The organism is Paenibacillus sp. FSL P4-0176 (assembly GCF_037975265.1).
Taxonomy (GTDB): domain Bacteria; phylum Bacillota; class Bacilli; order Paenibacillales; family Paenibacillaceae; genus Paenibacillus; species Paenibacillus amylolyticus.
Genome location: NZ_CP150242.1, coordinates 1,712,786 through 1,734,479, shown reverse-complemented (window position 1 = coordinate 1,734,479; position 21,694 = coordinate 1,712,786). Strand labels below are relative to the sequence as shown.

23 protein-coding genes and 1 riboswitch are annotated in these 21,694 nt (G+C 48.0%); of the genes, 6 read left to right on the top strand and 17 right to left on the bottom strand.

What is annotated here, in order from left to right; translation table 11 throughout:
- Positions 1-281: 281 nt before the first annotated feature.
- A riboswitch (cobalamin riboswitch) is annotated at positions 282-400 on the bottom strand.
- A 178-nt stretch (positions 401-578) separates the two neighbouring features.
- The 4 genes from MKY95_RS07930 to cobD are packed head-to-tail and all read right to left on the bottom strand — an operon-like array spanning position 579 to position 4,264.
- Positions 579-1,265 (bottom strand): histidine phosphatase family protein, encoded by a 687-nt coding sequence (locus MKY95_RS07930; protein WP_051447177.1) that lies wholly within the window; start codon positions 1,263-1,265, stop codon positions 579-581.
- Positions 1,256-2,236 carry an adenosylcobinamide-phosphate synthase CbiB gene (gene cbiB, locus MKY95_RS07925; RefSeq protein ID WP_036611103.1) on the bottom strand — a complete coding sequence of 327 codons (981 nt, stop codon included), beginning with the start codon at positions 2,234-2,236 and terminating at the stop codon, positions 1,256-1,258. The genes MKY95_RS07930 and cbiB overlap by 10 nt, the downstream gene beginning before the upstream one ends.
- Before the next feature lie 37 nt (positions 2,237-2,273).
- Positions 2,274-3,116, bottom strand: coding sequence for an adenosylcobinamide amidohydrolase (locus MKY95_RS07920; protein WP_036610736.1), 843 nt, complete (start codon positions 3,114-3,116; stop codon positions 2,274-2,276).
- Complete coding sequence (gene cobD, locus MKY95_RS07915) at positions 3,113-4,264, bottom strand: threonine-phosphate decarboxylase CobD (RefSeq protein WP_339197979.1); 1,152 nt, start codon at positions 4,262-4,264, stop codon at positions 3,113-3,115. The genes MKY95_RS07920 and cobD overlap by 4 nt, the downstream gene beginning before the upstream one ends.
- 189 nt (positions 4,265-4,453) lie before the next feature.
- On the opposite strand from cobD, the gene MKY95_RS07910 reads away from it, so the two are divergent.
- Both MKY95_RS07910 and MKY95_RS07905 read left to right on the top strand, forming a co-directional pair.
- On the top strand, positions 4,454-5,458 hold the full coding sequence (locus tag MKY95_RS07910) for a lipoate--protein ligase (protein WP_036610740.1): 1,005 nt from the start codon (positions 4,454-4,456) through the stop codon (positions 5,456-5,458).
- Between the two features lie 279 nt (positions 5,459-5,737).
- Entirely contained in the window at positions 5,738-6,541 is an 804-nt protein-coding gene (locus tag MKY95_RS07905; protein WP_062833159.1) for a Cof-type HAD-IIB family hydrolase, read from the top strand.
- 172 nt (positions 6,542-6,713) lie between these two features.
- Here MKY95_RS07905 and MKY95_RS07900 read toward each other — a convergent pair whose 3' ends face one another.
- The gene (locus MKY95_RS07900) at positions 6,714-8,240 is read right to left on the bottom strand and encodes an FAD-dependent monooxygenase (RefSeq protein ID WP_339197975.1); all 1,527 of its coding nucleotides are present in this window, start codon (positions 8,238-8,240) and stop codon (positions 6,714-6,716) included.
- A 156-nt stretch (positions 8,241-8,396) separates the two neighbouring features.
- Between MKY95_RS07900 and MKY95_RS07895 the strand changes: the two genes are divergently transcribed.
- Both MKY95_RS07895 and MKY95_RS07890 read left to right on the top strand, forming a co-directional pair.
- Positions 8,397-8,738 carry a TetR/AcrR family transcriptional regulator gene (locus MKY95_RS07895; protein WP_339197972.1) on the top strand — a complete coding sequence of 114 codons (342 nt, stop codon included), beginning with the start codon at positions 8,397-8,399 and terminating at the stop codon, positions 8,736-8,738.
- Between the two features lie 52 nt (positions 8,739-8,790).
- Positions 8,791-8,967 (top strand): hypothetical protein, encoded by a 177-nt coding sequence (locus MKY95_RS07890; protein ID WP_339197969.1) that lies wholly within the window; start codon positions 8,791-8,793, stop codon positions 8,965-8,967.
- A gap of 64 nt (positions 8,968-9,031) precedes the next feature.
- Here MKY95_RS07890 and MKY95_RS07885 read toward each other — a convergent pair whose 3' ends face one another.
- On the bottom strand, positions 9,032-9,970 hold the full coding sequence (locus MKY95_RS07885; RefSeq protein ID WP_036669117.1) for an EamA family transporter: 939 nt from the start codon (positions 9,968-9,970) through the stop codon (positions 9,032-9,034).
- A 120-nt stretch (positions 9,971-10,090) separates the two neighbouring features.
- On the opposite strand from MKY95_RS07885, the gene MKY95_RS07880 reads away from it, so the two are divergent.
- Positions 10,091-11,512, top strand: coding sequence for a PLP-dependent aminotransferase family protein (locus MKY95_RS07880; protein WP_339197966.1), 1,422 nt, complete (start codon positions 10,091-10,093; stop codon positions 11,510-11,512).
- 141 nt (positions 11,513-11,653) lie between these two features.
- On the opposite strand, the gene MKY95_RS07875 is transcribed toward MKY95_RS07880, so the two are convergent.
- From MKY95_RS07875 to cysT, 11 genes are all read right to left on the bottom strand, one after another.
- Positions 11,654-12,280 carry an ABC-2 transporter permease gene (locus tag MKY95_RS07875; protein ID WP_338708053.1) on the bottom strand — a complete coding sequence of 209 codons (627 nt, stop codon included), beginning with the start codon at positions 12,278-12,280 and terminating at the stop codon, positions 11,654-11,656.
- Entirely contained in the window at positions 12,273-13,139 is an 867-nt protein-coding gene (locus MKY95_RS07870; protein WP_036610757.1) for an ABC transporter ATP-binding protein, read from the bottom strand. Before MKY95_RS07870 ends, MKY95_RS07875 begins: the two co-directional genes overlap by 8 nt.
- A 5-nt stretch (positions 13,140-13,144) precedes the next feature.
- Entirely contained in the window at positions 13,145-13,519 is a 375-nt protein-coding gene (locus tag MKY95_RS07865; RefSeq protein ID WP_036610760.1) for a GntR family transcriptional regulator, read from the bottom strand.
- A gap of 227 nt (positions 13,520-13,746) precedes the next feature.
- Complete coding sequence (clpP, locus tag MKY95_RS07860; RefSeq protein WP_036610761.1) at positions 13,747-14,328, bottom strand: ATP-dependent Clp endopeptidase proteolytic subunit ClpP; 582 nt, start codon at positions 14,326-14,328, stop codon at positions 13,747-13,749.
- A gap of 18 nt (positions 14,329-14,346) precedes the next feature.
- Entirely contained in the window at positions 14,347-15,219 is an 873-nt protein-coding gene (locus MKY95_RS07855) for an RNA polymerase sigma factor (RefSeq protein ID WP_083677312.1), read from the bottom strand.
- A gap of 118 nt (positions 15,220-15,337) precedes the next feature.
- The gene (locus MKY95_RS07850; protein WP_339197960.1) at positions 15,338-16,144 is read right to left on the bottom strand and encodes an MBL fold metallo-hydrolase; all 807 of its coding nucleotides are present in this window, start codon (positions 16,142-16,144) and stop codon (positions 15,338-15,340) included.
- A gap of 283 nt (positions 16,145-16,427) precedes the next feature.
- On the bottom strand, positions 16,428-16,874 hold the full coding sequence (locus MKY95_RS07845) for a hypothetical protein (RefSeq protein ID WP_338708050.1): 447 nt from the start codon (positions 16,872-16,874) through the stop codon (positions 16,428-16,430).
- A 157-nt stretch (positions 16,875-17,031) separates the two neighbouring features.
- Entirely contained in the window at positions 17,032-18,096 is a 1,065-nt protein-coding gene (locus tag MKY95_RS07840; RefSeq protein WP_338708049.1) for a sulfate ABC transporter substrate-binding protein, read from the bottom strand.
- Positions 18,097-18,122: 26 nt separating this feature from the next.
- Complete coding sequence (cysA, locus tag MKY95_RS07835) at positions 18,123-19,187, bottom strand: sulfate ABC transporter ATP-binding protein (RefSeq protein WP_036610770.1); 1,065 nt, start codon at positions 19,185-19,187, stop codon at positions 18,123-18,125.
- Between the two features lies 1 nt (position 19,188).
- Entirely contained in the window at positions 19,189-19,986 is a 798-nt protein-coding gene (locus MKY95_RS07830; protein ID WP_036669105.1) for a sulfate ABC transporter permease subunit, read from the bottom strand.
- Complete coding sequence (gene cysT, locus MKY95_RS07825; RefSeq protein ID WP_017689978.1) at positions 19,983-20,798, bottom strand: sulfate ABC transporter permease subunit CysT; 816 nt, start codon at positions 20,796-20,798, stop codon at positions 19,983-19,985. The genes MKY95_RS07830 and cysT overlap by 4 nt, the downstream gene beginning before the upstream one ends.
- 494 nt (positions 20,799-21,292) lie before the next feature.
- Here cysT and MKY95_RS07820 point away from each other — a divergent pair, with 494 nt between their 5' ends.
- The gene (locus MKY95_RS07820; protein ID WP_036669103.1) at positions 21,293-21,694 is read left to right on the top strand and encodes a secondary thiamine-phosphate synthase enzyme YjbQ; all 402 of its coding nucleotides are present in this window, start codon (positions 21,293-21,295) and stop codon (positions 21,692-21,694) included.

The window sequence follows — 21,694 nt, the reverse complement described above, 5'->3', positions numbered from 1 at the left end:
AATCTGAAGAAACGAAGTGTTCGCCTTTATCACCGGATTTTCCCTTTCAAAAAAGGGAATCAAAAAATCTGGGGATAACAGCGATCGGAAGATGGTACTGCAATCGGAGTGACCTCGTGTAAAATTGGTCTCGGTTCATCTTACATGAACAATAAAAAATCCCTAATCCTTACGTCTAGGATCAGGGATGACGTCTCGCATATGGCGATCTGTACATGTTCAACCAAGGGTTGTCCATGCGCATAGAATAGCCCGAAACGCTGTCCTTTCCTCGAAGGAACACCGGTTTGTACGTCCAGGGCAGGTAACCTGACTTACAGGAATCATCCTGTTTTACAGTGGCGGGACCGTGCCGGATTTGCACCGGCTTCCCCATTTCACCCTTGTGTGTTTCATGACTCGTACTAATTTGCCATGAAAACAGCCTTCACACGCGGGACCCTTGGTCGCTGATATGGTAAACCATTGCCGTGTAATTTCTGCATACTACATACTCGTTCAGGCTTCACACCTGCAGCGTATCTGTATCCATGCTGAAGTCACACTTCTGTTGTGATTATAGGGTATATTGTACATCCTTACAACCCGATCGCTGGAAAAGTCACTCTGCTGCCAAACCACTGATTCCCCTGTTGTTCAAGCTGAACCTGAATCACCTGTCCCGGGACGACATGTGTATCCCAGAACCCAAGCCCGGCAATTAGACGGGACAAGGCATACCGGATGACGCCACCATGCGTAACCACAACTATGGTTGGCACTTGCCCCTCATCAACGTGCATCGAAGAACGGCCCTCCAACAACATCTCTTGGAGAAAGGAATCCAACCGTCCGGTAAACTCCTGCCACGATTCCCCTCCGGGCGGAGTGACCTCCTGCGGCGCATCAATCCAGCTTCGGTACACAGGGTTATCCTTAAGCTGATCATACGTCAGCCCTTCCCACTCTCCAAAATCATTCTCACGCAGACGCGAGTCAAACTTCACCTGTGCGCTGGCATCAGGAAGAATCTGTTCCAGCGTCTGTCGGCAGCGAAGCAAATCACTGCAATACACCTCGTGCCACGAAACACCGCTCAATTGTTCATGAAGCGGAGCCAGTTCTTCTTTGGCATTTGGCAGCAGACCGATGTCGGTATGCCCCAGGTATCTTTTTTCCACATTCCACAGCGTTGTCCCATGACGGACCCACAGAATGTTTCGTTTCAGCGGCCCGGGTTGATCCCTATGTACTTCATTGCCTGCATTCTCTTCATTTAAGGCCATAACAGCGTCCCTCCTGCCAGCCACACACCCAGCGTTATGAACACGCATAGTACCACAAAAGCCCCTGCTGACCAGAACATCAGACGTGATGTTTGCACAATATCCTCGGCTTCCATCGGCCGTGTGGCCTCGCCCATGTAGGCACGAAATGAAGCAACGCCGTGATACACGTTATATCCGCCAAGGCGGATGCCCAGTGCTCCAGCCACCGCTGATTCGGGAAAACCACTATTCGGACTTGGATGTAGTCTTGCATCCCGTGCAACTATGCGTGCTGCTCCTTTGGCGTCCAGCTTCATGACCCAGGCACCCACGATTAACAGAATCGCGGTCAGCCGGGCAGGTATCCAGTTCGCCACATCATCTAGACGGGCCGAGGCCCAGCCAAGATGCAGATACTTGTCATTTTTATATCCGACCATGGAATCCAGCGTGTTGACGGCGCGATAAGCCATGGCAAGCGGAGCGCCTCCAATGAGCGCATAGAATAACGGCGATACAATGGCATCCACGATATTTTCGGCAACCGTCTCTACCGTTCCCCGCACAACCTCGGGTTCATCCAGATGCGCCGTATCACGTCCAACAATCATGCCCAGTGAACGTCTAGCCGCCGGCCAATCCTGCTGCTTCAGATAACGATACACTTCCATACCTGCATCCTTCAGCCCTTTTGAAGCAATGGTCGTTGCAATGAGCATCACTTCAGCTGCCGCTGCAATGACAGGATGAATTAGCCCAAGCAGATATAAGAGTCCCCACGTGATCGCAAAAGACCCCCCCGCAATCACAATTGGGAACAACAGCCCGGATCTCTTCAGCCCCAAATCTGTGCGCACACACGAGCGAATGACACGCTCCAAAGCCGAGATGCCTTTTCCCATGCCAATCACGGGGTGGGGAATCCAGCGCGGATCTCCGATACATCGGTCCAACAGGTACGCCAGTATAATAATCCAGGCTCCCGCCATGCCTGTCCAGAACGGCCAGGTCCATAGATGCTCCACCTCAAAAGTCATTTGTTCCTGACCCTCTCTTCCATAACAGTCCGGCCCGAAGGCTTTCCGTTACCGTGTCGTATACCAATCTGCCAATCGCCGCCCCTGCCGTAGTCGCTGTCCCGGAATAAGTAATCATCGGCGGAGGTTCCTCCACTTCCACTGCCTGACCTACTGCAATCACAATGGCGTCGGTTGTGGTGCCGGTAGCGGGCAACCCGTTCTCCGAATCTAGAACACCCGCATCCGCCAGCGCGGCCGCTTTGGCTTCCACCGCCGTCTGTACTGCATTCACCATCGCCCCGCTGGTCATGCGTCCATTCAACCAGAGCATGATGTTAATTGTACCCGGGACATAGGATGGCATCGTCAGATTCCGTGCTGAAGGAGCAGAGCGCTCCCTGCCGGAAGACATCGTCTTATTTCCCGCCGCGTCAAATACCGTTCTCTCCGACCCCGCTCGTGCGGCATTTGATACACCCGCAGTGGTGCAGCACAGAAGGCCAAATTCATCACTTGTATATTCCTGAATGGAGGTATGCTCCAGCCTTACGGCCGTCAATAATCCGGCACATTGATCACGCGGCTCTTGCCATTCGTTCAGCGCTTGTTCGATATCACGCGGCGGATCATCACAGCGGTAATGCCTGTCCACATAGATGTTAAAAATGCGATCCAGTTCAAACATCCCACCGCCATATACCGCACTTGATAGCGCTTGGACAGCCATTGGGCTCTGTGCTTTGATATGTCGTTCATGTGCGGATATGTTCAGTCCCGGCCAGGAAGAGGAAGCATATTCATTCTCGTCTGTTTCTCCATTCGTAAAGTAGTTATAAAACGGGAGTGTCATTGCCGCTTCCCTCCCTGTTCCTCATCTTTCGTCTGATCGACATTCGGATATCCCTTGGTTTCCAGCACGCTGCCCAGCACTTCGAGGAATGTAGCATTGGCATCTTCATCCTTGACCGCGAAACGTACATGCCCTTTGTCAAGCCCCGGATACATGGCACAGCTGCGAATCAGAATCCCTCTTCGCCCCAGCGCCTCCTGCATTGATGCCGCTGTCCAAGGGGCCGGCACACGTGCCAAAATAAAGTTCGCCTCTCCCGGTGTCACCGCACATCCGTACGCCTTCAGACCTTCGATGAGACGCCCCCGTTCCCGCGTGATCTGTGACATGGTCTCCTGTTCGTACCGTTCTCCGCTGCGCAGACAGGCTTCCCCTGCCATGAGCGCCAGACCGTTGACACTCCAGGTCACCTGTTTCTTTGTCATCGCCTGAATGTATTCGGCACGGCCCAAAGCATATCCGAGACGCAAACCCGGAATGGCATAAAACTTCGTCATCGAGCGAATGATGATCACATTAGGATAGTCATTCAGTTGTGCTGCCAGGGACTGACGCCGGTCTACCGGAATAAAATCCATAAAGGCCTCGTCAATGACAAGTACGGTTCCCGTTTCTTCCGCTTTGCGTGCAAGCCTTTGTAATACCTCAAGTGGATATTGTACACCGTTTGGATTGTTGGGCTGGCCGAGGAAGAGCAGGTCTACCTTTTCCATGAGTTGCTCGATGTCCTCGGGTTCCGCTCGCCACGCCAGTTCTTCTCTTCCCTCCGTATGCACAACCTCGGCACCGAATTGTCGTGCCAACGACCGGTACTCCGAAAATCCCGGTTCCACCGTACCCACCTTGCGCGGGGCAAGCCCCAGCAGAATGAGCGCCATGCTTTCGGCTGCGCCGTTGCCCACGGAAATCTGCTCCTGCATCACACCAAGACGCTCGCTCAGCAGTGCTTTGAATCCCCGATGCGCCGGATCGGGATACCGAATCACCGACTGCAATCCTTGCTGTATAGCCTCCAGCACCCCTCCGGGCGGACCGAGCGGATTAATGTTGGCACTGAAATCCAGAAAATCAGCGGCTTCCCTCCCAAATCGTGACGCAGCCGTCTCCACGTCCCCGCCATGTCCGAACACTTCGATATAACCGGTCATTCTTCCGTCATCCTTTCTGTATGTCCTTTTTATTATGGATGGCACGGGAGGTGTGGGTCAATCCTGTTTTCTTTGTGTCCCAACCATAATTCGTTTACAATAGAAGAGGAATTTCGGTTCCTTTTGATATACAAGGTTCACTACATAAGGGACTAGCAATCCCTCACATACATTAATGGAGGAATGACCATGCTGTTTGTAGACAACCAGGGCATTACAGATCCTTCTGTAAACCTTGCCATTGAGGAGTACATTCTGAAGCATCTGCCGATGGAGGATGACAGCTATCTGCTGTTCTACATCAACCGTCCGTCGATCATCATCGGAAAACATCAAAATACGATTGAAGAAATTAATATCGAGTACGTTCAGGATAACGGTGTGCAGGTCGTTCGTCGTCTTTCGGGAGGCGGAGCGGTATATCACGATCTGGGCAACCTGAATTTCAGCTTTATTACAGCGGATGACGGTCAATCCTTCCACAATTTCCGCAAGTTCACCCAGCCTGTGGTTGAAGCTTTGCACGAGCTTGGTGTAAATGCCGAGTTGACCGGGCGTAATGATCTGCAAGTGGGCGAAAAGAAAATTTCGGGCAATGCCCAGTTCTCCACACGTGGGCGCATGTTCAGTCATGGCACATTGATGTTTGATCTGAATCTGGAGCATGTTCAGGCTTCCCTGAACGTCAATCCCGAAAAATTCAAATCTAAGAGCACCAAATCCGTGCGCAGCCGGGTCGCCAACATACGGGATCTGATTGACACCAACCTGACGATTGAGCAGTTCCGCGATGAGCTGTTACGTCACATTTTCAGAATGGAGCCACAAGACGTCCCGCAATACAAGCTGACTGACAAGGACTGGGACAAAATTAAGGAAATTTCCGCTGAGCGTTATAACAACTGGGACTGGAACTATGGCTTGTCTCCGGAAAGTAATGTGAAGCACACTCGCAAATTCCCTGTTGGCATCATCGATCTGCGCATGAACATCAAGGATGGACGCATCGAAGATATCAAAATCTTTGGCGACTTCTTCGGTGTAGGCGATGTGGCGGATATCGAAAATATGCTACGCGGCAAGAGGTATGAGGAAACCGAGGTGCGTACTGCACTTGAGGGCCTGGATGTAAAACATTACTTCGGCAACCTTGAGCTGGAAGACTTTATCGGCCTTGTTTTCCTGGAAGAGTAAAATTTAGATGTAAGTATAGTTTTAGAACGAAGTCTAAGATTACACGTTAACGGAGAAGACAGAATTCATCGGGAGAAGCGAAGCGTTCGCTTAAAGCTTTTTGGAAAAAAGCTACATCGGAAGCATACGCTTATCAACGGATTTCCCCTTGGGGAGATGGAATCAAAAATCCGGGGATAACAGCGATCGAAAGATGAATCTGTATTCGGAGTGGCCTCGTGTAAAACTTATTTTTTCGTTCGTTAATATAGATACAGATAAAAAAGGAGAGAAATACAGATGACCTACAAATTGATTGCAATCGATATTGATGACACACTGATCAACGACAACAAAGAAGTAACCCCTGCTACACAGACAGCACTGGAACAAGCAGTTGCCCATGGTGTAACTGTAACGCTGGCGACTGGACGTGCTTATGCTTCCGCACAAGCGCTTGCTCGTCAAACCGGACTTAACGTTCCGATTATTACGTATCAAGGCGCATTGGTGAAAAACCTGCTGGACGAAAAAGTCCTCTATGAGCGTTACGTTCCACAGGAAGCTTCCCGCAAATTGTATGATTACTGCCTGGAGAACAATCTCCACCTTCAAACATACATTGACGACAAGTTATATGCCCGTGAGGAAAACGACAAGCTGCGTGATTATGCCAAATTAAACGGCACCCAATATTACATCGAATCTGATTTCATCAAAGTCATCGAACAAAAAACACCAAAGCTACTTATTATCGATGAGCCAGACTACTTGGATAAGGTTGCCGTTGACTTACGTGAATTGCTCGGACCTCAAGTGCACATCACAAAGTCCAAACCTTACTTCCTGGAAATCATGCACAATGAAGGAACTAAAGGTCACGCCCTGACCTTCCTGGCTGACCATTTCGGTCACCAGCTCAGCGAGTGTATTGCCATCGGCGACTCCTGGAACGACCATGAGATGCTCGAAGTTGCTGGTCTTGGTGTAGCGATGGGAAATGCCATCCCTGCGCTGAAAGAGCTGGCGGACTACATTACGGCAAGTAATAATGAAGACGGTGTAAAAGAGGTTATTGAGAAGTTTGTGCTGAACGCAGAGTAAATAAGATCAACGAACAGCCCAGTCGGCGAATTTCGCCGTACAGGGCTGTTTTTTTGATTTTTAAAATATGTTTATTAGCCTATTTAGCGATTATATTAGGTATATTTTTCTGTTATTTTTTATGTTTTGAGAGCAACAATGCGGTAACTTTCACGCACCACGATTTATTGTTTTACTTGCTCATGGCATGCTGGAAAGACTCAAGCAGTTTTTTTATTTGCCCATCAAATTCCAGTTGAAATGACGGAATGATCTCATCTATTCTTTGCTGGAATAACTCCGGATCTTGGACACCAAGCTCTGCTCTTAACTCCATTTCTTCTTCGGAACCGTTGTCGTTCAGGATCATGTTCAGGATTTCACCTTTAAAGTATTCACTTGGAGGAAGGATTAGAGCATTCATCAGGAACTGGGTAAAAAAGAGATGTTTATTATTTTCCTGACTCGCCTTTTTCATCGCCTGCTTAGTAAACAAGTTTATATACTTCTGAGCAAAAGTAACTCCTTTCATTCGGGAAGGCCCAACATGTTCGACCCCTTTCCAACGCAGATCGGCCACAGAACTAAGCCACCAGGCCGGTTCAATGGCCTGCTGCATACGGAGCAACACTTGGCGCTCAAACTGCGGCTCAGGATGCATTCGCTGCTCATCCAAGCATTTCCCTATGGTCTCGGCTTCAATTGCAGCAACCGTCATGCCTTGGCCATGGATCGGATCGAAGCTGCAAAATGCATCGCCAAGGACGAGTAATCCGGAGGGCCAATTCTCCATCAGTTCAAAATGTTGACGGACAGACTCGGAAATACGGTATCCCCGAGGCCCTTGAAAAGGCTCCAGCTGGTCTGCCAATGCTACGATTTCATCCGAAGCAAACTGATGTTTGATTTGCTCTTGGAACTCATCCGGATGAGTTGAAGGATATTCGTCTCCCCCTGCGTTGAACAGTAATAGTCCAGCGATATCATTCTCAATGCGCCACAACATGCCTGCACGAATTCCTTGCACAGGATCAGACTCTGTTATCACCGTTCCCCAGTCATTTTGAATAGAGGATGGTATCTTATAATAGCGGGTGCTGTAACCAAGCGACACCTTCAGCACTTCCGGCTCAGGCACGGACAACCCTATCTGATCAAGCCATCTGATCAATTTGGAAGAACGTCCCGCGGCATCAATAACCATATCTGCTGCAAGCATTGCTTCCCGGTTATCCCGGCCTCTTTCTTTGGTATACACGCCTGTAATCAAACGCTGATCTTCTGATGCCATTAACCCGGTAACTTCCGTACTCGTTAAGAAACTTATATGATCTATGTTCTGGACTCGCTGACGCAGTACCCATTCCAGCAGGGCTCTGCTGCTCGATGCAATTTTGAATGAGGAAGCAGCATTCGCCATATTAACTAATGTACCGTAGCGATTGGCAATCATAAACTTCTCTTCATGTGAAGGAATGGCACCCAGCGCGACCAATTCGTCATTGTATCCGGGAAAGTAATGTTCCAGAATGAGTCCGCCGCGCGGTAATACACGATGTGGATGAAAGGATTGAGGCACACCCTGCCGATTTGCCGGCTCAGAAGGCAATTCATCTCGCTCAATGATACATACCTCATCATAATAATCAGATAACATCCTTGCAGTGATTAACCCTGCAATACCTGCCCCGATCACCACAGCTTTTTTCATGTCGGACATCGCCACTTCATCCTCTCTAATCCATCATATTTTATCTACACTTGTAGCCCTATCAAAAAATTACTTATAATACCAATATACACTTGAAATCTCGTATCATGTAAGAATCAATGTGTTGATACTATATAGCTAAACTACAATAAGGAACTGATGTAGATGAAAATGATTGATAAAAAGGTGGATTTGAGAATTACCCGAACTCATAAATTGTTAACGATGGCGCTACTCGATCTGTTATGTGAGAAAGACCAGCTATTCAGCAACATCACAATTAATGAAATATGTGACAAAGCTATGGTTCACCGAACAACGTTTTACAAACATTTCAAGGATAAATTTGCTCTGCTGTCCTCCACCCTATCTTGGGTCCTTCGGGATTATTTACACATGAATGTAGAAGATCGATTACAGCAGCCTTTGCAAAGCGTATCTAAAATGCTGTTTGGAGATGTACTGGAGACCATTGTGCAGAACCAACAGAATGATGAGGGGGTTTAACAACTTTTTCATACATTATATCGGAGAGATATTCAGACGGGATTTTCTGGAATTGAAGAGAAGAGGTAAACAATTTTCACTTCCCATAGAACTTGTAGCTGAGTTTCACTCGGGGGTGATTCGTTTACTTGTGATGTGGTGGATACAACATTTCGAAGAAAATGTTACGGCAGAACAGATGGATGAATATTACTACCTGCTGGTTAACGAGAACATCATGTTGGAATAACAAACAGCTCAACCTAAAATCAATGGCTGATTTTGAGATTGAGCTACATACCTTCAAACTTTACCTATTTTAAAACAGATTCGGAAGCCTGCACTGTCATCCTCGCACGCTTTCCTTTCTTCAACCAGCCGCTCACCTTCTCATTCATCGCCAGCAGACCTGAAACGACCAGCACCACTCCGATCCATGTCACCCAGCTGACATGCTCACCGTAGACAACAGCACCAAGCCCTACGGCAATGGGTGGTGAAATGTATAACCATGTTGCTGGAAACAACGGGTTGGTACGCGACATAATCCAATAGAACAGACTATGCCCCACCATGGAGCCGATGACAGTCAAATAGATCACCGACGAGACGGCAGGCACCCAGTCCAGAGCAGACATATTCCACGATTCCGTTCCGACCGAGAGCAGGGATAACAACAGTCCCCCATACATCATCTGCACCGCATTGATTGCTACAGGACTAGCCTCTTTGAACTGATGAATAACCTTTTTGGAGTACAATGCACCTGCTGAATAACAGACCTCTCCCACTAGTACCGCGATACAACCCCACATGAACAGGGAACCTGCACCAAGCGATACACCTGGCAACACAACCAGTACCACACCGGTGAACCCGATCAGGCAGCCCACAATCATACGGGCAGATGTTTTTTGCCGTAACAGCGCCGTCTGCATCAACATAATCATCAGCGGCCCTGTCGCTGACAGAATGGCACCCACACCCGAGCTCACATGCTGTTCAGCCCAATATAATGTGGCAAAAGTGCCGAAGGTCAGCCCCGCTCCCGTTAACAACATCTCCTTGCGGAACAGGAGCGACCAGCTCACTTTTCCCTTCATCCTCATCCATGCAAACATCAGCGCTCCCGCGATTAAAAATCGCAATCCGGCTGACAGAAAAGGCGGCATGCCTGCCTCTACTCCAATTTTAATAGCCAGAAATGTTGTACCGAAAATAAGACACATAACCGTAAATGCAATCCCCACCATGATAACCACTCCTTTATCTGTTCTCCATCATATCTCATGGTCTACAGAACAGAATGAACAAAACAGAACAGTTTTCTCCCATTAGCTGTTACAATAGAGTTCAAAAGGAGTGTGAGCCGGGTGGGCAGAACCATGATGATGACAGATAACAGCCTGAAATTATATGAGCAAGTAATCCATTATCTCGTTGTACGTATAGAAGCGGGAGAGTGGGCCGAACATGAAAAACTGCCATCTGTACGAAGCCTGTCCGAGCTACTCGGCGTACATCGTCTGACCGTATTCAAAGCCTATCAGGAGTTAAAGGAACGTGGGAGTGTTTATGTGAAGGACAAGTCTGGCTATTATGTCAGCCCAGCGACTCCATTCTCAGTAACGGATCAGGCGGATGATCCCGCTGTGTCTGCCTGGCTGCATTGGGATTCACTTGCACGGGTACAGTCCCTTGAAGCAGAATACCAATTTTCCAAATCGTTAATCGATCCCTCTCTGCTGCCCAACCGGTATTGGGGTGAACTAATGCGTGATCTGCTGGATCAATATCCCCGTTTGCTCGGAACGTATTCCACGATTCAGGGAGATCTGGAATTGCGAAGTGCGCTGGCAAGCCATCTAACGAAAAAAGAACGCTTCTACCTCTCTGCAGACGAAGTGCTCATTACTTCGGGGGCGCAGCAAGCGATTGATGTCATCTCGCGGACGCTGGTCAAACCCGGGGATCGGGTGTTGATGGAACGGCCTACGTATGGACCGGCAATGGAGATTTTCCGCAAACAAGGTGCTCGTCTGATCTTTACGGATATTCACTCGGATGGGTATGATCTGGAGCAGATCGAACATCTGATGAAGAGTGAGAAGCCGCGCCTCTTTTATATGACACCGACCTTTCAGAATCCAACCGGCCTTAATGTTCCAGTAGAACAACGTAAGCAGTTACCTGAACTTGCAGAACAGTATGGTTGTTTTCTGCTCGAAGACGACAGTACCTATGATATCTATTTTAAGGAGAAACCTCCTGCACCCATTTTCACCTACGATACTACTGGACACACTCTGTACATCCGCAGTTACAGCAAGTATGTTGCACCCGGGCTACGGATTGCAGCCATCATATGCCGTCAGCGTTTCATGCCAGGACTACAGGCTGTAAAATCACTGACAGATAACGGATCGCCCCTTCTGAACCAGAAGCTTTTTCTCCGTTATTTTCAGTCAGAACGTATGCATCAGCATCTCTCCAAGCTGCGGACCGCCATCCAGCTACGGATGGAAGTGATGGAACAATCTCTGCTGGAAACGGACTGGACGTGGACCCGGCCGGAGGGCGGACTCAACTTTTGGGTAGAGCTTCCTGAGGGTGTGGATACAGGGAGACTGCTTCACCGATGCATGGAACAATCCGTTGCCTTTGTACCCGGAACCGTATTTGATTCTTCGGATAATTCAGCCAGTCGCAAGCTGCGCCTGTCCTTCTCTTATGCACATGAACAGCAGATTCGGGAAGGGATGAGCAGGCTCATTACGCTTGCGAAAGAAATGTAAGGCTTGGATTCCTTGGAGCTGACGTCACTCCGAAGAATATCAAGTGCAATTCGCCACTCGCATCGCTGCATCAAAAAAAGTCGCCTTGTGGCGACTTTACTTTTGATGTTCTATACTCTTTACCTGGCACCCGCTCTGTGCTTAAAGGTCTTTTCTTGCAAACAAGCGAATGGTAATGAGATAGGACACCAAAAACAAACCTATAATGCCTACGGAAACCAATGCCATTGTCGTTGTGGTAATCATACCGTTCTCCTTGGCCATACTCATGAGGTACGCAACGGGTTGCGCCAGTATAATCATGCAGACCATGAATATCGCATTGATGATACCAGCACCTTTTTTGCTAAGTCCGTAGAAAAGAGGCATGTATATGGAAACTAATACAAGCACCATGCCTACGGCAATGACAATATCCCTAAGTGAATAATTCGGCTTGTTCAGTTCAGGATAATTCAGGTTCACAAGCTGGTGAATCCCAAACGACGCGAGTACCCCGAATAACGTATAGATTATAGCAGAAAGGTACTTGGCTTTTACAATCTGTTTGCGGCTAACGGGGAGTGTGACCAGGAAATTGTGATTATGGTTTTTGATATCAATCATGGTTGCCAGCATGACCGAACCAAAGGCTGTGTAGATGCCTACAAAATACATTGACATTTCACTCTTAGGTATAAAGGCGAGACTAAATACCACCAGGTATAACCCAATCGTCCACAGTGAACTTTTTAGTACAATGAAATCTTTACGAAGCAAGTTAAGCATATTTGCGTCCTCCCTTCGCCGTAAAATAAATGAGGTCTTCTAACGTAGGTCTTTGTAAAAGAGCTAACCTGCCAAATAACTGTTCGGCCTCTGCCTTATGATCCGACAATGCTTCAAAACCAACGGCTGTCTCGCGTATTCCGATGAAATGTTTCCGAATGTCGGAATCAAGCAGACCCATATCCCCTTTTACAATCGTATACCTTTCCAGCACATCATCTTTTGCCTCGTTAAACACCAGTTTCCCTTGATTAATAAACGTAATGTAGTCTGCAATACGTTCCAGATCCGTCGTAATATGCGTTGAGAAAATAATAGACCTTGTTTCGTCCTGTATCATATCTGCAAGCAGATCAAGCAGTTCCCGCCTAAACACAGGATCAAGCCCGGATGTCGGTTCATCCATAATCAGCAGATCCGCTTCATGTGACAAAGCTACGGCGAGAGAATACTTAATCTTCATGCCTTTGGACAGATCCTGGATTTTCTTTTTGGGAGACAGTTCGAACTGATCCAAGTAGTCATTGAACGCTTTATTATCCCATTTGGTGTAAAAAGGAGCGATCATTTGTGTCATCTCCCGGATCGTTAGATGCTCATAATAAAAGCATTCATCTGACACAATGCCAAGGCGTTGCTTGATATCAACTTCCTGATTTGGCATCTCACTGCCCAATGTCTTGAGGCTCCCCTTATCGGGCTGGATCAGACCCGTGATCATTTTGATCAAAGTACTCTTTCCCGCCCCATTCGGACCAATAAGTCCCGTGATATACCCTTTTTTCACATCCAGAGATACATTATCTACTTTAAATAAGGGATACGTTTTGGTTACATTACGTAATTCGATCGCGTTCATTATGCTTATTCCTCCTCAACCAACAATGTAAGATGATGGATTACATCCTGTGAACTCATGCCCAGTTCTCTGCTCTCACGAATCACTTCGAGCATCTTTTCTTCCAATTGTTTCATCCGCCGCTCTCGAATAAAGTCCTGATTGGCTCCGGATACAAAGCTCCCTTTGCCTACAACTGAATCGATCAGTTTCTCCTTCTCCAGCTCTTCATAGACACGTTTAGTTGTAATAACACTGACTTGCAGATCCTTGGCGAGCTGCCGAATGGAGGGAAGACTATCTCCAGCAACCAATTCTCCGCTCAAGATGCTCTGTCTGATCTGAGTTAGAATCTGCATGTAGATCGGATCGCTCGAAGCATTCGATATTAAAATGTTAATCTTTCCTCACCTCATTGATGTTACGTAGTTTTCAGTAGGTATAGTGTGTATATATAATATATACACTATGCCTACCGATGGTCAATCTTTATTTCACATTATTCTCATTCTGATTCGATCCATAGACACGGGCTAGCTAATCTGGACGACAAAAAGAGGACGTCAGTTTCCTGTTCGTCCTCTTGATTAATCAAGCCCGAAAGGTCATATGACCTCCCAGGCTAATGTTATGTGCTGGATATGACCTTATCCACCAATCCATATTCGACTGCTTCCGCAGCGGTCAGGAAATAGTCTCGATCCGAGTCCTTCTCAATCCGCTCAATCGACTGCCCTGTATGGTCGGCTAACAGCTTGTTAAGACGCTGACGATGCTGAATGATACGGTTAGCATGAATCAGCATATCCGACGCCTGCCCTCGCGTACCGCCATGTGGCTGATGGATCATGATCTCACTGTTTGGCAATGCCATACGCTTGCCTTTTGTTCCACCTACCAGCAATATCGTGCCAAAGCTTGCCGCCATACCTGTACAGATTGTGGAGATATCCGGCTTCACAAATTGCATCGTGTCATAGATCGAAAATCCTGCGGTCACCGACCCACCAGGACTGTTGATGTACATCTGGATGTCCTTCTCCGGGTCCTCTGCAGTCAAAAACAACAACTGAGCCACAATGGCATTTGCCATCTGATCCTCAATTTCTCCAGACACCATAATGATCCGATCTTTGAGCAAACGTGAATAAATATCATAACTCCGCTCTCCGCGAGCTGTCTGTTCCACTACATAGGGTACTACATTCATGTGTGTCGCCTCCTCGGTTTAGGCAACCATGTTGACCGTGTACCCACCTCCATACGACATCGAGTTCATACTAGAAGTGGAGTACCCGTACATCATTGGCTGCATGGATGGAGACGGCAAAGCCTGCTGCAAAATCGTGCCCGCCACAGCCATCGGATCATCAGTCTGATTCAGGCACAGATCAATAATTCGAGCTGTATCTCCATTACGAAATGCCAGCAGATAGCTGCGCAGTTCCTCCCGATTGTCCTCGACTGCGCCTTCCTCATACTGAAATTCTGTGTCCGATTGTTCCAACCTGTGCCTCACTTCAGCTATGGCAGAGCGGGCTCGACTTAACGCTGCTTTCACAGCACCTTCTGTCGTATCGAGCATTTCCGCAGTCTCTGCCGCCTTATAACCCATTAATTCACGTAATACATATATCACTCGCTGCCACGGTGGTAGCTTATCTACAAGAAGTTGAACGGCAGACTCCAATTCCTCGGATCGCCTTTCCTCCTCCATCTCGTGCAGGAGCGGCTTCAAGCTATCCAGTTTATAAGCCAATCTCTCTCGCTGACGTAAGATATCAATCCAGCTGTTGCGTGCAATACGAATCAGATAAGCTTCCCAGTTTATATCTTTATTCATCCCGGAAGTTCCAACCACTCTCGACGACAACACTTTGAGACAGGTCTCTTGAACCAGATCCTCCGTGTCTGGAACTGATTTCGTCAGAGATAGACAATACGCATACAACGAACCCATCAGATCGGGTAGTACGGTATGGATGCTTGGGTTCAATTGATTTTTTCTGTCGTTTCCATTTAATTCAATATCGAATTTATCTTGTTTACCATCATCATGTGGTCTGTTGATTCTGCAATCCACGGACTTCACAAAGGCCATCTTGGGGGCCCCCCTTTGCTGGTTCCTGATTGATTTTGACTTACACTATGTAAACGAAGAACCCCTTGTAAAGGATACGCTCTTCTGAATTTATTTTTGTTACGCTAGTTAAGTTGAGTTACGCATTCGTTTCCAGCTTTAATGTTCCAAGCGGCACCTTCATCCCGGTAAGGGCAATCGTAATACCTTGATCCAGATTATAATTCTGCCGTACATCGACGTCATGAGACATATGTGTAAAATATGTATGACCTGGCTTCAGTTCCCGCAGCAGCTCCTGCGCCTCACGCATATCGTACACGGAACGTGTTGAGAATTCCGCAAGCTCATGCACAAAGCTTGTTCCAAGCACCAACAGATCCAGTCCGTGCAAAGGCTCTTTCTCGGCATCCTTCAGGTCAATAGCGTCTGAACAATACGCCCAGCTATACCCGTCTCGATCCAGTCGATAGGCGTACGAATACCCGTTATGTCCATGGCATACTTTCCAGGAATGTACCTTCCAGCCGCCTAGTTCAATATCATCATCCGTTTCCAGAAAGTCCATATGACGACCCAACCAAGGAAACTGTCCCTGAATGGTGGCAATCACTTCGCGTGGTGCATACAAACGCCCCTTCACACCCAACCACCGGCATGCATCCGCCCATTCCGGCAATCCTCCAATATGGTCAAAATGGGCATGAGTGATGAGCAGCGTATGCACCATGCGCAATCCCTGATCCTCCATCTGTGATCTCCAGTCTGGTCCGCAGTCAATCATGAACTGTTCACCCGCACCGTGCCCACCACCGTCAATCAGAACAGAAGAGCGTTTCCGTTTATTCTCCCCCGTAAGCCTTGCCTCTGTACATACTTCGCAATCACAATACACACGTGGAACGCCCATCGCATCGCCAGTGCCCAGAAATGTTAGCTGATTCAATCCGCATTCCCCCTGAATTAATGATATGTAGATTGTAATCTTCCACCTCCGTTTTTGCAAAAAAAAGACCATCCCGCTGCAGTTATCCACTGCAATTCGGGACAGTCTGTGGTCTGACACTTCACCGTCAGACTTTAATTCCATGCTTCGCTCCATTCGGTTGCGTACGCTTCGTCAGCATGTGATGCAACCTTATAAGCGGGGCATCCGCATGAAGATCACGCCTTACCTTTTAAACAGGCCACGACCGATTAATTCGAGTCACATCCACTCCGCGCTGGAACTATACCAGTGCCCGCAGCTTCAACGTCAGTTCCTGACCCGCAGGTACATCCTTCGAATCCGTAATGACCCAGTTCGATGCAAGCCGCTTCGCCAGTACCTCTGCCTGCTCCGGTTTCAACTGTAATCCGGTGATGATTCCTTCACCCACTGTGAAGTCTTTCTCGGGCTGTACCTTGAAGGCTTTCTCCAACCAGATTCCAAGTCCACCACGCGTGTTAAAGGTAATCCGGTAGCCATCTTTTACTGCTGCCTCCAGATTTTCACCATGCTCATCCGCATACGAGAAAAATTCGTTATATCGGTATTCCTCTTCAGACACGGCGTCAAAAGCGGAAACGTCTTTCGCTTGAATAGCTTTTAAAATTTCTTCCTCAGTCATCCCCTTACCGCGGGCCTGCTCCAGTCGAATTGCTGTACTTTGGGATAATTTGATCTCTGCACTCATCCAACTCACACCTTCCTGCTAGTACTATGTAACAATCATGATTCAGTATACCTCTATTATAACCTTTTGGCAGTAAAAAACCTCCATCTCTACTTCCATTGAAATGAAGGTTTAGTATCTACATGCTCGCTTACCTATTCGATTACATCAGCAATACTCATAATCCAGCGAGCACTTGATACCACACGCCGCGTTTGGAGTACAACGTACTGCGTACCTCGTCCCATCCACCCAGATAGTTGATATCAAATAGTCCTTCTGGCGTTGGGAATGTCGACTCCGTCTGTGCAAATACATCCGGATCTACTGAACGAAAACCATGCTTGGCAAAAATGCGCTGCGCTTCTGGTGTACGCAGATATGCGACAAAGGCTTCTGCCAGTTCGCGATTTCCATGTTTATCGGCATACTTATTCACCACAACTGCCGGGTTCTCAATCAGGATCGTATTTTTTGGAATGACGATGTCATAATCTACACCTTTGGCGATCCGGGCAAGCAATTCATTTTCATACGTGACGATGACATCACCCACACCATATTCGAATGCCGCCATCGAAGAACGCCCACTCTTGTCCAATGATTCAACGTTACGATGTACCTGTTCGAGAAAAGTCTTGGCTGCGGCAGGATCTTTCTTCCCCTTTTGCTCCTCCGACAGTTTCAATCCGGCACCATAAATGGCATTAATGTCCCATTGTGCGCCTCCGGATGTCTTTGGATTGGGGTACAGTACCTTCACTCCTGGCTTGGTTAAGTCCTGAAAATCACGAATACCGAGCGGGTTGCCCGCTCTTGTGCCCAGAACAACAATTGAACGGGTGATCATGCCCTCATTAGGGGTCTGTTTCCAATCAGAGCTAACCAGATCGGCTTTGACCAACTTCTCGATATCACTCTCCATCGCGAGCAAGGCTACATCAGCCTCGAATCCACCAACGATGGCTCTTGCCTGTGTGCCCGAAGCTTCATAGGATTCTTGAAAGTTAATCGTCTGTCCGGTTTTTGCCTTCCACTCCTCTTGGAACTTGGGTAGCAATTCGCCTACAGCATCTTTCGCTACACTATAAGCACCAATCACCAGCGTATTGGATGAATCGTTACCAGAGGGCTCGTTCTGTTCGCTTGACTCCTCCTGCTTGCTGCATCCAGCGGTCATGCAGACGAGCAGAAGCATGAGGGCAACATATAAGAGTATGGCTTTCTTCTTCCTCGTCTGCATGGGCAGCCCCTTTCTTCCACTTGATACTAAATCATCACCGGCATCGGATCTTCCTTCAGTCGGTTCTCAACCACCCAACTGTTGGAGTCATTGAACAGGTATGCACGGTGTACAAGGACGCGAATTTGTTGACCGATCTCCAATGTCGTTTTCTCCAGGGAACGATATGTGATTAACTTATGACCCTGTACATCCACCTCTACCATCCATTCACTGCCGCGGAAATGAAGATGTTTGACTGTACCTTTTTCCGTTGCAGACAACATGGTAAATTCGTTTTTCAAGCCGATTTCAATATACTCCGGTCGAATCAGCGCTTTGGTATGTTCCCCCTCGACGGCATGTTCGAATCCTTTCAACTGGGAGGCATCCTCCACAACCGTAGACTCCCCGATAAATGTAGCCACAAACGGTGTCTGCGGGTTTTTGTAGATATCCCAAGGTGTACCCTTCTGTTCGAGACGACCTTGGCTGATAATCATGATTTCGTCCGCCACTTCAATCGCTTCATCCTGGTCATGCGTTACAAATATCGAAGTAATCCCTACCCGTTCAATCAACTCACGCAACCATGAACGCAGTTCCTGACGGATCTTAGCATCAATGGCCGCGAACGGTTCGTCCAGCAATAATAGCTGGGGCTCCGGGGCGAGTGCTCTGGCAAAAGCAACACGCTGACGCTGCCCACCAGACAACTGATGTGGATAGCGCTGTTCGAAACCTTTTAACCCGGTCAGTTCAACAAGTTCCATAACCCGATCACGAATCTGGGCTTTTGGTGTCTTCTTAACCTTGAGTCCAAAGGCGATATTCTCAAATACCGTCATATGTTTGAACAAGGCATAGTTCTGGAATACAAATCCGATGCCCCGCTCCTGTGGAGGCAGATGGTTCACCACTTTTCCATGAAAGCGAATCTCTCCAGAACCCGGATTCTCCAGACCCGCAAGCATCCGTAGAATGGACGTTTTCCCGCCTCCGCTGGGTCCAAGCAGACCGATCAGATGGCCTTTGGCAATATCGAATGAGACATCTTTTACCGCATGAAAATCACCGAAATGTTTGTTCAGATCACGGACTTCTACATGCATATCAATGCACTTCCTTTCGCTTCTTGGCCCATTCCATCATAAGCAGCAGCCCGACGGAGAAGGTGACCAGCACCAATGCCACACCATTTGCGGCAGCCACATTAAAATTCTCAACATCCTGGTACACCAGGGTTGTTGCGGTCTGCGTTTTGTTCATAATATTACCGGATACCACCAGCACTGCACCGAATTCCCCAAGCGAGCGCGCAACCGTCAAGACTAGACCATACACTACCGCCCAGCGGATCGAAGGCCATGTCACACTCCAGAACGTTCTCCAGCCGTAAGCGCCAAGTGTAGATGCGGCCTCCTCTTGCTGGGAACCGAGTTCCTGCAGGACAGGCATAACCTCTCTGACCATCAGTGGAAAGGTAACAAATAACGTTGCGATCACCATACCCGGGAAGGCATAGACCACATTGAATCCAATCCCTTCAAAAAAAGCACCCATAATGCTGTTAGGTCCCAACATCAACACAATCATCAAACCGCCAATGACAGGAGATACGGCATAAGGCAGGTCTACAATGCTGTTTAGCAGCCCTTTTATCCGTTCACTCAGCCATCCGGCACGAACCAGATAAAGAGCCATCATGATGCCAAACAATGTATTTAACAGGGTGACCACCAGAACCACCAGTCCGGTCATCATCAAGGCATGTAACGCCTCAGGACGCATTAACCCTTTCAGGAATCCACCTGCCCCGTCTTCAAATGCGCCAATAAAAATGCGTCCAAGCGGGATGATCAGCAGTACAATAAATACCACAAACGTCAGTCCGATTAACAGTCGTCTCATCGTCTTCTCCCCCGCATCTGCACCAGATTGATCAGCCAGAGGATCAGGAAGGAGAGCGTCAGGAGCAACACGGATACCGCAGCGGCTCCCGTTGGATTATCACTTTCAATCTCCCCGTAGATAAATACGGAAGCAGTCAGTGTTCTGCCCGGAATGTTACCAGCCACCAGCACAACAGCCCCGAATTCAGCCAGTCCTCTAGAGAAAGCCAACATCCCCCCACTGATCATGCCAGGTGCCATGGAAGGCAAAATAACCTGCATGAACGTGCGAGCCTTGGATGCCCCCATCGTGTACGAGGCCTCTTCCTCGGAAGGATCGATTTCTTCCAGCAAAGGCTGCACTGCACGGATAACAAACGGAAACGTGACAAAGGTCATCGCGATAACAATGGCGGGCTGGTGAAATACAATCTCAAATCCCATGGATTCTGCCAGTTTCCCGATGGCACTGACCGGACCCAAAAGTAGCATAATCATCAAGCCGCCCACCGCTGTTGGCAGTGCAAACGGGAGATCAACCAGACTATTGAGAAACGATCGGCCCACAAAGCGATACCTTGTCAACACCCAGGCGATCATCGTGCCCAAAACCACATTAATCAGCGTGGCAATGACGGCCAGCCGAATGGTCAGCAGTACGGCTTTCCACGCGATGGGGTCCATAATGCTCTGAACAAAGTTGCTCCATCCTTCAGAGAAGGAATTGACGTACACACCGATGATTGGAAGTACAATAAGTACGATAAAATATAACAATACGGTACTGCGGAATCCCCAAGTCCATCCCTTATGACGAAGAACGGTATTCATTGCTGCGTTCCCTCCCAGCCTCCGGCTTTAGCTCCGGTCGGCAGTCTTCCTGGCTTTAATACGACATTTTTCCTAAGTTGGATGATATTACTTTAATATTATTCCCATTAGTCTACTTGGTTTTGCTTTTCTGATACTTTACCAGTTTGCAGTGCTAATCGTCAATGCTTTTATTGAATATAATTGGGCCTCATATGAGAACGATTAATAAAAATCGTACTGTACACTGCGCGGCCAGAACAACCTTCCGATCACTGTTATCCCGAGATTTCTTTCATCCCCTTTTTTAAGGGGAAATCCGGTGATAAAGGCGAAGCTTATGCTTCCGAAGCAGCTTTCCTACAGAAAGCTTTTAGCTTCCGCTTCTTCAGGTTATTTCTGACCTCTCCGTTATTGTGCGATTCACATATCCGTCTTCATATGTGGTTTGTTTGGTATGTAGTGGTTAAGGTACAATCGAGGGTAAGAAATGAGATCCTAAGGAGTGATTTAACATGTTATACAAGAAGAATATATCCACTTCCACACGAGATGAAATGAAGGATATCACATGGGACGTAAAGCAGGTTGTCCAGAGTAGCGGGGTGCAGAATGGGACGGTGCTCATCTACTGTCCACATACGACGGCAGGTATTGCCATCAACGAAAATGCTGACCCGGATGTGAAACACGATGTATTGTTACGCCTTGACGAAGTGTACCCTTGGGAGCATCCCGAGTATCGACATGCCGAAGGTAATACAGCCTCTCACCTCAAATCGATCACAACAGGGCCGTCACAGACGGTAATTATTCACGAAGGCAGGCTGCTGCTTGGCCGCTGGCAAGGCATTTACTTTTGCGAATTCGATGGACCACGTGAGCGGGAGTATTTTCTCAAAATCATGGAAGGTTAG

Coding starts and splice junctions, on each gene's coding strand:
- MKY95_RS07930 (WP_051447177.1), bottom strand. CDS start 1,265: ATGGCCTTAAATGAAGAGAATGCAGGCAATGAAGTACATAGGGATCAA.
- cbiB (WP_036611103.1), bottom strand. CDS start 2,236: ATGGCGGGAGCCTGGATTATTATACTGGCGTACCTGTTGGACCGATGT.
- MKY95_RS07920 (WP_036610736.1), bottom strand. CDS start 3,116: ATGACACTCCCGTTTTATAACTACTTTACGAATGGAGAAACAGACGAG.
- cobD (WP_339197979.1), bottom strand. CDS start 4,264: ATGACCGGTTATATCGAAGTGTTCGGACATGGCGGGGACGTGGAGACG.
- MKY95_RS07910 (WP_036610740.1), top strand. CDS start 4,454: ATGCTGTTTGTAGACAACCAGGGCATTACAGATCCTTCTGTAAACCTT.
- MKY95_RS07905 (WP_062833159.1), top strand. CDS start 5,738: ATGACCTACAAATTGATTGCAATCGATATTGATGACACACTGATCAAC.
- MKY95_RS07900 (WP_339197975.1), bottom strand. CDS start 8,240: ATGTCCGACATGAAAAAAGCTGTGGTGATCGGGGCAGGTATTGCAGGG.
- MKY95_RS07895 (WP_339197972.1), top strand. CDS start 8,397: ATGAAAATGATTGATAAAAAGGTGGATTTGAGAATTACCCGAACTCAT.
- MKY95_RS07885 (WP_036669117.1), bottom strand. CDS start 9,970: ATGGTGGGGATTGCATTTACGGTTATGTGTCTTATTTTCGGTACAACA.
- MKY95_RS07875 (WP_338708053.1), bottom strand. CDS start 12,280: ATGCTTAACTTGCTTCGTAAAGATTTCATTGTACTAAAAAGTTCACTG.
- MKY95_RS07870 (WP_036610757.1), bottom strand. CDS start 13,139: ATGAACGCGATCGAATTACGTAATGTAACCAAAACGTATCCCTTATTT.
- clpP (WP_036610761.1), bottom strand. CDS start 14,328: ATGAATGTAGTACCCTATGTAGTGGAACAGACAGCTCGCGGAGAGCGG.
- MKY95_RS07855 (WP_083677312.1), bottom strand. CDS start 15,219: ATGGCCTTTGTGAAGTCCGTGGATTGCAGAATCAACAGACCACATGAT.
- MKY95_RS07845 (WP_338708050.1), bottom strand. CDS start 16,874: ATGAGTGCAGAGATCAAATTATCCCAAAGTACAGCAATTCGACTGGAG.
- MKY95_RS07840 (WP_338708049.1), bottom strand. CDS start 18,096: ATGCAGACGAGGAAGAAGAAAGCCATACTCTTATATGTTGCCCTCATG.
- cysA (WP_036610770.1), bottom strand. CDS start 19,187: ATGCATGTAGAAGTCCGTGATCTGAACAAACATTTCGGTGATTTTCAT.
- MKY95_RS07830 (WP_036669105.1), bottom strand. CDS start 19,986: ATGAGACGACTGTTAATCGGACTGACGTTTGTGGTATTTATTGTACTG.
- cysT (WP_017689978.1), bottom strand. CDS start 20,798: ATGAATACCGTTCTTCGTCATAAGGGATGGACTTGGGGATTCCGCAGT.
- MKY95_RS07820 (WP_036669103.1), top strand. CDS start 21,293: ATGTTATACAAGAAGAATATATCCACTTCCACACGAGATGAAATGAAG.